Source organism: Halomonas sp. M4R1S46, from assembly GCF_025725685.1.
GTDB lineage: Bacteria > Pseudomonadota > Gammaproteobacteria > Pseudomonadales > Halomonadaceae > Halomonas.
This window is the reverse complement of sequence record NZ_CP107008.1, coordinates 1,348,945-1,361,121: the sequence shown is the minus strand read 5'-3', so window position 1 is coordinate 1,361,121 and position 12,177 is coordinate 1,348,945. Positions and strand designations below refer to the sequence as shown.

The following is a 12,177-nucleotide window of genomic DNA, read 5'->3' as shown; positions in this document are numbered from 1 at the left end:
GGTGACGGCGTGGTTCGCGAGCCCGCCCGCCCTGGCCCGGGGCGAGGCGGGCTTTCTCGCGGCGCTCTCCGCCACGCCGCCGCGCGAGCTGCCCGCCGGCGTGCGCGCCCTGCCCGAGATGCCCGCCTCGCTGCGCACCACCCTGGTCGGCGTGCGCCAGGCGCCGCGCGCGCCCGCGGAGATCTGGGCGGCCCGCCAGTGGGTCCGGGACATGACGCCACGCCTGGCGCGCTACGTGGCCGACGACGCCTACCGCCAGGCCCTGCTGGCCCGCGTCCACCAGGAGGCGCGCCTCGCGGGGCTGGCCCCGGAGCTGGTGCTGGCGGTCATCCAGGTGGAGAGTGCCTTCCGCGCCGATGCCGTGTCCTCGGCCGGGGCCACCGGCCTGATGCAGATCATGCCGTTCTGGATTCGCGAGCTGGGGCTGCCCGCCGACGACCTCAAGGATCCCTGGCGCAACCTGCGCTATGGCTGCACCATCCTCGCCCATTACCTGGCGGTGGAACGGGGCGACCTGACCCGGGCGCTGGCCCGCTACAACGGCAGCCTGGGCAAGACCTGGTACCCCGAGCGGGTGATGCGTGCCCTCGCCACTCGCTGGACGCCCACCGGCGGCGACGCCGTGGAACGGGCCACCGCCCAGCGCTGACGGTTTCCGGATAAAAAAAGGCCGATCCAGGTGGATCGGCCTAGTGGGGGGAAGCTCCCCCCTCCCCTGACGACTGATGGAGCGGCTGGCTCAGTGTCCGTGCTTGCCCTTGCGATGGTGGTCGCGAACGATGAACCCGATCCAGCCCCCCATGAAAGCGATCATCATCCCGACGGTGGCCAACCCGAAGATCACGGCGTCATCCCAGTACATGGTGTGGTCCCCCGTCTCGATGTGTTGAGTGCACTCTAGCGTGGCGAGGGGGAACGGGAGCTGACCTGAATCAAGTTTGTCGCCGGCCTCGCCCCTGGAGGCCGGCGTGACTTGACGCAGGTCAGATTCGGGCGAGGCCGGCGACGGGATGGGCGGAGGGGAGACCGCCTGACGTGGCCTAGCAATCGGCGGGCGCGATCAGTCCGGCCGCCGCCAGGTCGTCGAAGAGTATCGCCACATCGCGGCTCAGCCGGGACCGCCCGACGTCGGGGAAGCGCTCGGCCAGCAGCGCCGCCACCTCGGCACCCGCCAGGGGCTCGAGCCCCAGCAGGCGCCAGATGCCGCCGGCCACGGCGCTGAGCCGGTGGACCGCGCCATGGACATCGACCAGGAAGTGTTCCTCGCCCAACGCATACTCCGTCTCCACCGGCAGGCGACGCCAGGCCGCGTTCGGGTCACCGGCGGCCGGCGGGTCGTCTCGCGCCGCCGGGGGCGCCTCGGGACAACGCTCGTCCGCGGGCGCCTCGGCCAGCCCCGCCGCCACCGCCTCGACGGCCGCCATGGGATCGTCGTAGCGGAGCAAGCGACAGGGCAGGTCGTGCATCATCGGCAACAGCCGCTCGAGCAGGCGTGCGGGATCATGGTCCTCGCCGGCGAGGCTCTGCCCCAGCAGGTGCAGGAGCCCATCGCCGGGGGTGAGTCGGGTCAGGCTCGCGCCCGGCGTGCCGAGCACCCGGTCGAGCATCACGATGGCGCCGATGGGCCGTGCCTCGCCGTGGCCGGCGAGGCACTCGTCGTCCAGGGCCAGGTAGCGGTAGCGATCATCCGAGACGCCATCATGGTCCGCGATGAAGCGCGCCAGCCCAGACGGCAGGGTCGGCGGCAGGGGCAGTCGCAGCCGCGGCGCGATACCCAGCGCCCTGCCCTGCCCGTCGTCGGTCAGCAGCAGCACGTCGTCGCCGAAGATCCGGTAGCCGGCGGCAGCGAAGGCCGCGCTGAGCAGGCTCTTGCCGGTGCGGTGGGTGGCGGGGAACAGCACCAGCTGCCCCCCGACCTCCACGGCGGCGCAGTGCAGGCCGAGCAGCCGGGGCCGGGCCTCGAGGATCAGCGGAATCAGGTCGGCGATCAGGCTGCAGGCCGCCGTGGCCAGGCCGGGCAGCCGCCGGGGGCGCGGCCGGCCCGGCACGGCCTGGTAGTAGCAGTCGCCTTCCCGCCATGCCGCCAGCTCGCGGGACAAGGCCGACGGCGCCGGCCAGCGGGCCAGCGGCCAGCCGGGCATGGCCGTGCGCAGCGCCTCGGCGAGTCGCGGGGCATTCTCCAGTCGCACGGTCACCCCGAGCCCCGACGGCTGCAGGGTCTCGATGAGCCGGCCCATCACCAGCGACTGGGATAGCTGTGGCTGTGGCTGTGCCGGCTATGGCTGTGGCGGCTGTGTTTCGAGTGCCGATGGCCATGCTGGTGATGCTGGTGGTGGCGACGACGGCGATGCTCGCGATAGTCGTCCACATAGCGACGGTCCCGGGCATCCGGGTGGGTCTCATAGACGATCCGCCAGCGGCCGTCGTCCCAGTCACCGGCCTGGGCCTGGCCCAGGGTGGAGAGCGTCGGGGCGGCGTAGGCGGCGATCCCGACCAGGCCGAGGGCCGCCAGCAGCTTGCGACGGCGGGGGCAGGTGGCAGCGGTGTCGCTCATGGTCGGCTTCCCTGTGTGGCTGAACGATGCCCCAAGCCTACCGCGCACCCGCCACGATGACCCCGCCCCCACGGCCGTTTCCCCAGTCGCTGCAAATTGGCCATCGCGCTGTCGCCCGACGACGACGCCACGGCGCTCAGGGCATCTTCTTGTCTTCCACCTCGCCCGGCGCGGTGCCCGGCGGCAGGGGATGCCCCTTGGCCAGCTCCGCGCGGGTGGCCTCGCGGACCTCGAGGACCTCGAGGCGATAGCACAGGGTGTGGCCGGCGAGCGGGTGGTTGGTGTCGATCAGCACGCTGTCGTCGCGCACCTCGACCACCGTGACGATCTCCGGGCCGGCGTCGCCAGGCGTCTGGAAGCGCATGCCCGGGGCGAGATCGGGCACCGGGAAGGCACCGCGGCCGACCTCGCGCACCAGGGCCTCGTCACGCAGGCCGTAGGCCTCCGCCGGCATCAGGGTGACGCTGAGTTCGGCACCGCTGGCCCGGCCCTCGAGGGCGTGCTCCAGCCCGGCCAGGATATTGCCGTGACCATGCAGGTACTCGAGCGGCGTCTGGCGGGCATGCGAGTCGTCGAGGACGTTGCCGTCCCGGTCACTGAGCACATAGTGCAGGCTCACGACCCGCTGCGGGGCGATAGTCATGGGAATCTCCAAAAACGGGGGAAGCGGTCAGTCGCGCCGGCGCAGCTGGGCGACGGGCATCTCGAGGCGCTGCTGCTTGTGCAGCATGTTGAGCAGCACGATGGCACGCTCCTCGCCCCTGTGGCTGGAGAAGACCGCCTGGAGGTCCTTGAAGGGACCCTCGGTGATCTCCACCGTCTCGCCGGCACGGAAGTAGACGTTGGCCGCGTCCTCGGCGTCCGGGCTGCCCTGCTGGCGCAGCGTCTCCACCAGCGCGTCGCTCACCGGCACCGGCAGGTCGAGGCCGAAGGTGACGAGCCTGAGCACGCCCCGCGTCGAGCGGATCGGCCGCCAGTTGCTGGACAGACGGTCGAGGCGGATGAACAGGTAGTAGGGGAACAGCGGCTCGCTGATCCACTCGAGCTTGCCGCGTCGCTTCTTCTGGACCTGCAGCACCGGGTGGAAGACCTCGTACTCCTGGTTGCCCAGGTGCTCGGCGGCGCGAAAGGACTCGCCGCCCTTGCACTGGATCACGTACCAGCGAGGCACGGCATCGTCGGCATTGTCCAGGCGGATATCGTCGTCACTCATGGCGCTCCTGATCGAGGTTTTGGCTGGTATCACCGCCGGGGCTCTGCAACAATCGGCTCGCGTGCCGCCCGTGTCGCGAGTCGCCCGACCGCGGGGGCAATCTTACCATCGTTGGCCTCGGCGCGTGGCCCCGACCGAGGCGCGTGCCGCAAGGAGAGCCTACGCCATGCCGATCCCTTCCGCGCAGCGCAGCTGGCGTGACGCCCTGTCGATCTACCTGCGGGCACCGGTCCTGACCATGCTGTTCCTGGGCTTCTCGGCGGGCCTGCCCTTCCTGCTGGTGTTCTCCACCCTCTCGGCCTGGCTGCGCAGCGACGGCGTGGAGGTGGCGGCCATCGGCTTCTTCGCCTGGATCGGCATCCTCTACTCGATCAAGTTCTTCTGGGCGCCGGTGGTCGACCGCCTGGCGCTGCCCGGGCTGACCCGCGCTTTCGGCCAGCGCCGCGGCTGGATGCTGCTGGCCCAGCTCGCCATCGCCGCCGGCCTGGTGGGGCTGTCGAGCCTCGACCCGGTGGGCCACCTGCCGCTGGTCGCCGCCTGCGCCCTGCTGGTGGCCTTCGGTTCGGCCACCCAGGACATCGCCATCGACGCCTTCCGCATCGAGTCGGCCCCCGACGACATGCAGGCGGCCATGGCCTCCACCTACATCATCGGCTACCGCGGCGGCCTGATCGCCGCCGGCGCCGGCGCGCTCTACGTCGCCTCGCTGGTCTCCTGGCAGGCCGCCTACCTGAGCATGGCCGCCCTGGTGGGGGTGGGGGTGGTCACGGTGCTGGTGCGCCCGGAGCCCGAGCGCCTCGCGCTGACCACCCAGCTGATCCACGAGCCCCGGGTGCGCGCCTTCCTGCGGGCCAGTCGCGGCCGCGCGGCCTGGCAGCGTCGCCTCGGGGCCTGGGCCATCGGCGCGGTGGTCTGCCCCTTCACCGACTTCTTCACCCGTCACCGGCGCAAGGCCCTGTGGCTGCTGCTCTTCGTGGCGGTCTTCCGGATCAGCGACCTGGCCATGGCCTCCATGGCGAATCCCCTCTACATCGACCTGGGCTTCAGCCTGGCGACCATCGCCAATGTGACCAACGTCTTCGGCATCGCCATGAGCATCGGCGGGGGGGTCCTCGGCGGGCTGCTGGTGGCGCGCTACGGCATCGGGCCGCTCCTGGTGCTGGGGGCGGCGGCCACCGCCCTGACCAACCTGCTGTTCGTCGCCCTGTCGATGGCCGGGGACAACCTGGCCATGCTGGTGACCACCATCATCGGCGACAACCTCTCCAACGGCCTGGCCAGCGCGGTGTTTATCGCCTTCCTGTCGAGCCTGACCTCGCGGGCCTACACCGCCACCCAGTACGCGCTGTTCTCGTCGCTGATGACCCTGCCGGGCAAGTTCCTCAGCGGCTTCGGCGGCCTGATGGTGGCCGGCCAGGGCTATGCCGGCTTCTTCCTGCTGGCCTCCCTGCTGGGACTGCCGGCCATCGCCCTGGCGATCTGGATCAGCCGCGATCGCTCGCTGGTGCAGGCCGCCGGGACCGCCTGAGGGCCACGGGGCTCAGGAAAGCTGCTCGTCGAGCCATCCCAGGGCCCCCGGCGTGGCGCGCCACTGGTCGCGCATCAGGGTGCGGTACTGCCAGGCCTCGGCCCGGGAACCGGGCGAGGCGGTGCCGTTGGTGCCGGGGCTCGCCGGTCGCGGGTTGTCGGCACACAGCATGGCCAGGGCATGGGGGTTGTGGCGACGGGCCTGGGCCAGGGCCTCGGCGGCCTCCTCACGCCGGCCGAGACGAAACAGCGCCAGCACCCGTCCCATCAGCATGCCCAGCAGGGCCGCCTCCTCGTCCGGCCGCTCCACGGCCCGCTCGCTCAGGGCCAGCGCCTCGCGGTCGCGCCCCTCGCGCAGCAGCTGGTCGAGCACCAGCTCGCGCAGCCCCAGGCTGTCCTCGTCGTCGAGGGTCAGCAGGGTCTCGGCGAGCTCCCGCGAGCGTTGGCGGGCGCCGCGCTCCATGCCCACCACCAGGGCCAGGCCGGTGCGCAGCAGCACGGCGTTGTCCGCCACCTCCCAGCCCAGGGTCGCCTCGCCGGTATGGCGCGCCTGGTCCAGCCAGCGTTCCAGGCGGTCGGCCAGCGGCTCGAAGAGGCTCGGCGCCATCCACGGCAGGCTGCCGAAGTGGCTGGTCAGCGCCAGGGCCAGGGACTGCACCACGGCGGGGGCGTCCAGCCACTCCGGATGCGCACACAGGGCCGGCAGCCACTCCCCGGCCTGGAGCCAGGGATCGCTGTCGAAGCCCATGGGCGCCTCGCCCTCGACCTGGGCCTGGAAGACCGCCTGGAAGGCCGCGAACAGGGTGTCCTCCCGGGCGCTGCGGTGATAGGCCAGGGCCCCGTCCTCGGCCCGGATGTCGAGTCGCGGGGCGGTGGGCAGCGCCTCGAGCAGCGCCTGCAGGGAGACCAGCGGCTCCGCCAGGTCCTCCTCGGCGTTGAGCAGCTGCTCGGCGAGGGTGGCGCCCGGGTTCTCCGCCAGGTCGGCGAGGAACTGCAGCTGTTCGGGTTCCAGGTCGCCCTGCCGGGACAGCCGGCGGAACCAGAAGCGCGAGCGCTCCGCGGCCTCGTCCTCGTGGCCCTCGTGGAGCAGCAGCATGGCCTCGATGTAGGCCAGGGTCGGCGAGTCGGGCAGCGCCTGCTGGGCGCGCACGAAGGCCGCCCGGGCGCTGTCGAGGTCGTCGTTGTCGAGGTGCAGCAGGCAGAGCCGCTCGAGGGCCACGCCGCGCAGGAACAGCGGCCCCCGGTCGAGCACCTCGTCGAGGAGCGCCTCGCGCTTGCGATGGAAGCCGCGCTCCTGGTAGAGGTCGACGAGGATCTCGAAGGCCGGCTCGGCCTGCTCCGGCAGCCGCGACCAGTCGGCGTTCTCGAACAGCGACTCGAGGATCTGCTGGGCCCGACCGCGCTGCCCCGACTCGGCGGCGATCAGGCCCGCCTCGAGCAGCGCCTGGGCCGGCGCCCGGCCACTGGCCAGCGCCGCCTTGAGGGTGTCGCCCTTCCAGTCGCGCAGCGACAGCATCCACATCAGGTGCGAGGGGACATGACCGGGCAGCGTCACGGCGCCGCAGCAGTGCTTGGTCTTGCGCCCGGAATCGCACCAGCAGGGCTCGTTGCGTCCCGGCCGGGCCAGGGCCTCGCAGGCGAAGCCGAGACGCGCCAGGGGCGTCTGCGACCAGAGTTCCGGGGCCAGCGCCTGAGCCAGCGCCAGGTCGCCGCCGACCAGGGCGGGACCCTCGCTGCGCGCCCAGGCCATCAGCGTCGGATAGCGTTCATCTTCACGAATGGCCGTGAGGGCTCCCGAGGCGAACCCCAGCAGCTGTTCCACCCATACCGCCAGCATTGCCGTCTCCACTACCGGAAAACCGTACAGTCTACCAGCCGACAGGCATGTGGGCAGCCGCTTTCAGGCCAGGGCCCGCGCCATCAGGGGCCGCACCCGCGCGTGCATGTCCAGGCGGGCGCCGAGGCGCACCAGGTTCCAGTAGTGGCCGTTGAGGGTCCGCGACAGCAGCAGGGTCTCCGCCGGCGGCTGCAGCCGGTCCATGGCCGCCCACACCCGGGGACTGAGCTCGCGCAGGCGACGGTGGACGCGCACGTCGCCGAAGTCCTGGGGACCGGGGGCGAACAGCGGCGCCACGGCCGCCGCCGCCTCCCGGTAGAGCGCCAGGGGCGCCCCCTCCCCCTGACGGCCGCCCAGGGCCCGCAGGGCCGTGTCCATGGCCAAGGGGTCGGCGGCCAGGGTGGCCTCGAGCAGCCGCAGCATGGCGGCGAGACGCTCGCGGGGGACCGGGATCACCGCGCCCAGGTCGTAGATCACCAGCCGCCCCCGCTCGTCGGCGGCGAAGTTGCCGGCATGGGGATCGGCGTGCAGTTCCCCGAAGGTGAAGAGTTCCTCGGTGAGCCAGTCGGCCAGGGTGGTGGCGATGCGCTGACGGGTGGCGTCGTCGCCGGCCTCCAGCTCCCGCAGCGGCGTGCCAGGCACGTAGCGCATGGCCAGCACCCGCGGGCCGCACAGCGCCGGCAGAGGCTCGGGGATCACCAGCGACGCGAGGTGGGCGTAGCGCGCCCGGTAGCGCGCCAGGGCCTCGGCCTCGGCGCGGTAGTCGAGCTCGCCGCGCAGGCTCGCCGCCAGCTCCTCGAAGAGCGCGTCGAGGCGCGCCTGGGGCACCCGCAGCCAGCGGCCCAGCCGCATCAGCCGGCGCAGCTGGACGAGGTCGTCCTCCAGCACCTGGTCGAGCCCGGGATACTGCACCTTCAGCACCACCGTCTCGTCGTCTCGGGTGACCGCCCGGTGCACCTGCCCCATGGAGGCGCTGGCGAAGGGCCGGGGCTCGACGGAGGCGAAGACCGCGTCCAGGTCGTCGTACTGGGCGTCCAGGGTGCGACGGATCTCCGCCCAGGGCATCGGCTCGGCCTGGCGCTGCAGGCGGGCGAGCTCGTCGACCAGCTCGGCGGGCAGCAGGTCGTCCCACTGGGCCATGATCTGGGCCACCTTCATGGCCGGCCCCTTGAGCTCGGAGAGGCCGTCGAACAGCGCCTCGCCCAGGGCCCGCCAGTCGCTCTGCCCGCCCAGGCGCATCTTCAGCACCGCTCCGCCGGTGCGGGTGCCGAGCCCCAGCAGGCGTCGTGTCCGACCGCGTTCACGCATGGCGTCGCCTCCGCCGTAAAGTATTACAAGCCTTGTACAAGCATGTGTCCATGTTACACCTGGCGACCGCCACGGAATACTGTAAGAATTCCCATGACCCTCAACGGCCGCACGAGGTCCCATGCGCCTGATCATCGCCGAGAAACCCAGCCTGGCCCGCGCCATCGCCGACGCCCTGCCCGTGCCCAGCCGCCGCGAGGACGGCGCCCTGGTGGCCGGCGAGACCGTGGTCACCTGGTGCCTGGGCCACCTGCTGGAACAGGCCCCGCCCGATGCCTACGACCCGGCCTTCAAGCCCTGGCGGCTCGACCAGCTGCCGATCCTGCCCGAGCGCTGGAAGCTCACCCCGCGCCCCAAGGCCCGCGGCCAGCTGGCGGTGATCCGCAAGCGGCTGAAGCAGGCCGGCGAGGTGGTGCATGCCGGCGACCCCGACCGCGAGGGCCAACTGCTGGTGCAGGAGGTCATCGAGCACCTGGGTTGGAAGGGGCCCGTCTCCCGGCTGCTGATCAGCGACCTCAACGGCCCGGCGGTCAAGCGCGCCCTGTCCCGCCTGGAGGACAACGCCCGCTATGCGCCGCTCTACCGGGCCGCCCAGGCCCGGGCCCGGGCGGACTGGCTCTACGGCATCAACCTGACCCGGGCCTGGACGCTGATCGGCCGCCAGGCCGGTCACGACGGCGTGCTCTCGGTGGGTCGGGTACAGACGCCGGTGCTCGGCCTGGTGGTGCGCCGCGACGGCGAGATCCGCGACTTCGAGCCACGCCCCTTCCATGTGCTGTGGGCCGACCTGTCGGTGGCCCGGGGCCAGCTGCGGGCCTGGTGGGTCCCGGGGGAGGCACACCCCCTGGACGACCAGGGGCGGCTGCTCGCGCGGGCCCCCGCCGACGCCCTGGCCGCGCGGCTGCCCGGCGCCGAGGGCCGGCTAAGCCACCTGGAGCGCCGCGACAAGCGCCAGGCCGCGCCACTGCCCTACTCCCTCTCGGCGCTGCAGGTGGATGCCGCCCGCCGCCACGGGCTCTCCGCCAAGGCGGTCCTGGATATCTGCCAGCGCCTCTACGAACGCCACCAGTTGATCACCTATCCCCGCTCCGACTGCCGCTACCTGCCGGAGGAACACTGGGCGGGGGCCCGGGCGACCCTGGAGGGCGCCTGCGGCGGCGACGCGACCCTGCGCCGCTGGCTGGCCGGCGCGGACTTCTCGCGGCGCTCCAAGGCCTGGAACGACCAGCGGGTCGGCGCCCACCACGCCCTGGCGCCCACCGGCAAGGCCTTCGACCCTAGCCGGCTGTCGGGCCAGGAGGCAGACGTCTTTCGCCTGATCGCCCGCAATGTCCTCGCCCAGTTCTATCCCGCCCTGTCGACCCGCGAGGTCAAGGCCGAGTTCACCCTCCTCGGGGAATGCTTCCGCGCCCGGGGTCAGGAGGTACTGGACGCCGGCTGGAAGCCGCTGTTCACCACCCGGGACGAGGCGCCGCCCCTGCCCCCCCTGAGCGAGGGCGAGGCGTGTCGCGTCGAGGATGTCGGCGTGGAGGATCGCGAGACGCGTCCCCCCGAGCCCTTCACCGACGCCAGCCTGATCATGGCGATGATGAACATCGCCCGCTACGTCGATGACCCGGCGATCCGCCGCACCCTGCGCGACTCCGACGGCCTGGGCACCGAGGCCACCCGGGCCGGCATCATCGAGACCCTGCTCGAGCGCGGCTACCTGGCCCGGGAGGGCAAGGCGCTGAGGGCCACCCGCCTGGGCAGCGCCCTGATCGCCTCGCTCCCCGAGGCGGTGGGGCGCCCCGAGCGCACCGCCCAGTGGGAACAGCGACTGTCGGCCATCGCCGAGGACGGCGACGCCCCGGCGCCCTTCCTCGATGGCCTGGTCGCGGACCTGCGCGACCTGCTGGGATGCGCCGACGCCGGTCGCATGCAGCGGGCCCTGGCCGACGCGCGGGGCGCGGACGCCGGCCCCTCCCGGCGCGGCAAGGCACAGCGCAAGCCGGCCAGCCGGCGCCAGGCCGGCAAGCGCCGCGGCGCCGGGCGCCCCCGGAGCAAGCGGCCATGAGCCACCAGCTGATCATCGGCCCCGGGGCCCTGGGACGCCTGGTGGCACTGCACCTGGCCGCCCGGGAACGGGTGACGCTGCTCGGCAGGCGCCCCCTCCCGCCCCGCCAGACCCTGACCACCCCGACGGGCGAGACCCGCACCCGCGAGCTTCCCTGCCTGACCCTCGAGGCCCTCGATGAGGCGGTCGGCGCCGAGATCACCGCCGTCCACCTCACCACCAAGGCCTATGCCGCCGAGGCGGCCTTCGCTGCCGTCGTCCCCTGGCTGCCCCCCAACACGCCACTGGTGCTCTGGCAGAACGGCTTTGGGGTCCAGGCGACCCTGACCGAGCGCTGGACGGGGCCGGTGCTGTGCGCCACCACCACCGAGGGCGCCTACCTGCAGGGTGACGCGGGCGTGGTGCATGCCGGCCATGGCCGCACCCTGGTCGGCCACCTCGGCGGCGGCCACGGCGCGCTCGCCGCCGCCCTGGCGACCCGGCTCGGCGCGGCCGGCCTGCCGGCCGCGGCGGTGCCCGACATCCGCGTACGGCTCTGGCACAAGCTGGCGGTGAACGCCGCCATCAACCCCCTGGTGGCGCGCTTTCGCATCCGCAACGGCCAGCTCCGCGATCGCCCCTTCCGGCCCATGGTGGACGCCGTGCTCGACGAGTTCGCCGCCGTGATGGCCGCCGAGGGCCTGCCACCGCCCGCCGAGGGGCTGGCGGGCCTGGTGTGGGGGGTGGTGTCGGGCACCGCCAACAACCGCGCCTCGATGCTGCAGGACGTGCTGGCCGGCCGGCCCACCGAGCACGAGGCGATCCTCGGCCCGCTGCTGGCCGCCGGACGCCGCCATGACCTGGCCACGCCGCGGCTCGCCGCCCTCTACCGCCACTTCGCCGAGCGCTGACCGCAGCCTGGCGGCGGGCAGTGTCGCCTGCTAGCCTCAACAAGGATAATGAACGGACGGGTCAGCCGCCGGCGGCCGGTCCAAGGTCAGGTATCCATGAACATCCAAGCGGTATGGCGCCCCCTGGTGGCCGCCATCGCAGTGGTCGTTGCCGTCCCGGGCCTGGCCGCCGCCGAACGCCCGGCCTTCTCCGGACAGGCCACCGACCTCGCCCGACTCGACAACGGCCTGAGCCTGCAGGGCGACGACGTCGACTCACCCGACGGTGTCACCTCGGGCTTTCGCCTGACCGCCGGCTTCTCGCCTCCCGGGCTGCCCCGGCTCGACTTCGGCGCCGAGGTCAGCTATCGCGAGAGCGACGACGTCCCCGTCTCGGCGGACGGCCAGCAACGGATCCTCGACACCACCAGCCTGGGCGGCAGCCTGATGGCCGGCGTCCGCCTCGGCCGCCTCGGCCTCTATGCCAAGTCGGGGCTGGCGGGCTGGCAGGGCGAGGCCGTGAGCGGCGGCGTCGACGAGGCCGGCCTCGGCGGGGGCATGGCGCGAGTCAACGGCTTCGGCGCCCGGCTGCGCATGAACCGGGTGATCAGTCAGTTGGAATACGAGAGCTTCGATGATCCGATGCTCTCGCACCTCAACCTGATCACCGCCTCCGTCCATCTGCCCTTCTGAGCGATAAGCTGGAAGCTGGAAGCTGGAAGCTGGAAGCTGGAAGCTGGAGGGCAGCTTGAATGCAACCGCCTCCGTGGCAAGGCCACGGAGGCGGTTTTTCTTCCAGCTTCAAGCTCCCGG

General features: G+C 72.6%; 12 protein-coding genes. 5 read left to right on the top strand and 7 right to left on the bottom strand.

Annotated elements, in window-relative coordinates:
- Position 1: 1 nt before the first annotated feature.
- Entirely contained in the window at positions 2–649 is a 648-nt protein-coding gene (locus tag OCT48_RS06455; protein WP_318152579.1) for a lytic transglycosylase domain-containing protein, read from the top strand.
- 90 nt (positions 650–739) lie between these two features.
- On the opposite strand, the gene ccoM is transcribed toward OCT48_RS06455, so the two are convergent.
- The 5 genes from ccoM to rfaH form a co-directional block, all read right to left on the bottom strand.
- Entirely contained in the window at positions 740–862 is a 123-nt protein-coding gene (ccoM, locus tag OCT48_RS06450) for a cytochrome c oxidase subunit CcoM (RefSeq protein ID WP_263591882.1), read from the bottom strand.
- Between the two features lie 178 nt (positions 863–1,040).
- Positions 1,041–2,237, bottom strand: a complete 1,197-nt coding sequence (locus OCT48_RS06445) for a PqqD family peptide modification chaperone (protein ID WP_263591881.1) — start codon at positions 2,235–2,237, stop codon at positions 1,041–1,043.
- Entirely contained in the window at positions 2,237–2,554 is a 318-nt protein-coding gene (locus OCT48_RS06440; RefSeq protein WP_263591880.1) for a hypothetical protein, read from the bottom strand. The genes OCT48_RS06445 and OCT48_RS06440 overlap by 1 nt, the downstream gene beginning before the upstream one ends.
- A gap of 136 nt (positions 2,555–2,690) precedes the next feature.
- The gene (locus OCT48_RS06435) at positions 2,691–3,197 is read right to left on the bottom strand and encodes an FKBP-type peptidyl-prolyl cis-trans isomerase (protein WP_263591879.1); all 507 of its coding nucleotides are present in this window, start codon (positions 3,195–3,197) and stop codon (positions 2,691–2,693) included.
- 27 nt (positions 3,198–3,224) lie between these two features.
- The gene (rfaH, locus tag OCT48_RS06430; protein ID WP_263591878.1) at positions 3,225–3,767 is read right to left on the bottom strand and encodes a transcription/translation regulatory transformer protein RfaH; all 543 of its coding nucleotides are present in this window, start codon (positions 3,765–3,767) and stop codon (positions 3,225–3,227) included.
- A 166-nt stretch (positions 3,768–3,933) separates the two neighbouring features.
- Here rfaH and OCT48_RS06425 point away from each other — a divergent pair, with 166 nt between their 5' ends.
- Entirely contained in the window at positions 3,934–5,295 is a 1,362-nt protein-coding gene (locus tag OCT48_RS06425; RefSeq protein WP_263591877.1) for an AmpG family muropeptide MFS transporter, read from the top strand.
- 12 nt (positions 5,296–5,307) lie between these two features.
- Here OCT48_RS06425 and OCT48_RS06420 read toward each other — a convergent pair whose 3' ends face one another.
- Both OCT48_RS06420 and OCT48_RS06415 read right to left on the bottom strand, forming a co-directional pair.
- Positions 5,308–7,131, bottom strand: coding sequence for an SEC-C domain-containing protein (locus tag OCT48_RS06420; protein WP_263591876.1), 1,824 nt, complete (start codon positions 7,129–7,131; stop codon positions 5,308–5,310).
- A 63-nt stretch (positions 7,132–7,194) separates the two neighbouring features.
- Positions 7,195–8,439 (bottom strand): ABC1 kinase family protein, encoded by a 1,245-nt coding sequence (locus OCT48_RS06415; RefSeq protein WP_263591875.1) that lies wholly within the window; start codon positions 8,437–8,439, stop codon positions 7,195–7,197.
- Positions 8,440–8,560: 121 nt separating this feature from the next.
- Here OCT48_RS06415 and OCT48_RS06410 point away from each other — a divergent pair, with 121 nt between their 5' ends.
- The 3 genes from OCT48_RS06410 (at position 8,561) to OCT48_RS06400 (ending at position 12,057) form a co-directional block, all read left to right on the top strand.
- Positions 8,561–10,495, top strand: a complete 1,935-nt coding sequence (locus tag OCT48_RS06410) for a DNA topoisomerase III (protein WP_263591874.1) — start codon at positions 8,561–8,563, stop codon at positions 10,493–10,495.
- The gene (locus OCT48_RS06405; RefSeq protein ID WP_263591873.1) at positions 10,492–11,385 is read left to right on the top strand and encodes a ketopantoate reductase family protein; all 894 of its coding nucleotides are present in this window, start codon (positions 10,492–10,494) and stop codon (positions 11,383–11,385) included. Before OCT48_RS06410 ends, OCT48_RS06405 begins: the two co-directional genes overlap by 4 nt.
- Positions 11,386–11,481: 96 nt before the next feature.
- Complete coding sequence (locus OCT48_RS06400; protein ID WP_263591872.1) at positions 11,482–12,057, top strand: hypothetical protein; 576 nt, start codon at positions 11,482–11,484, stop codon at positions 12,055–12,057.
- Positions 12,058–12,177 lie beyond the last annotated feature (120 nt).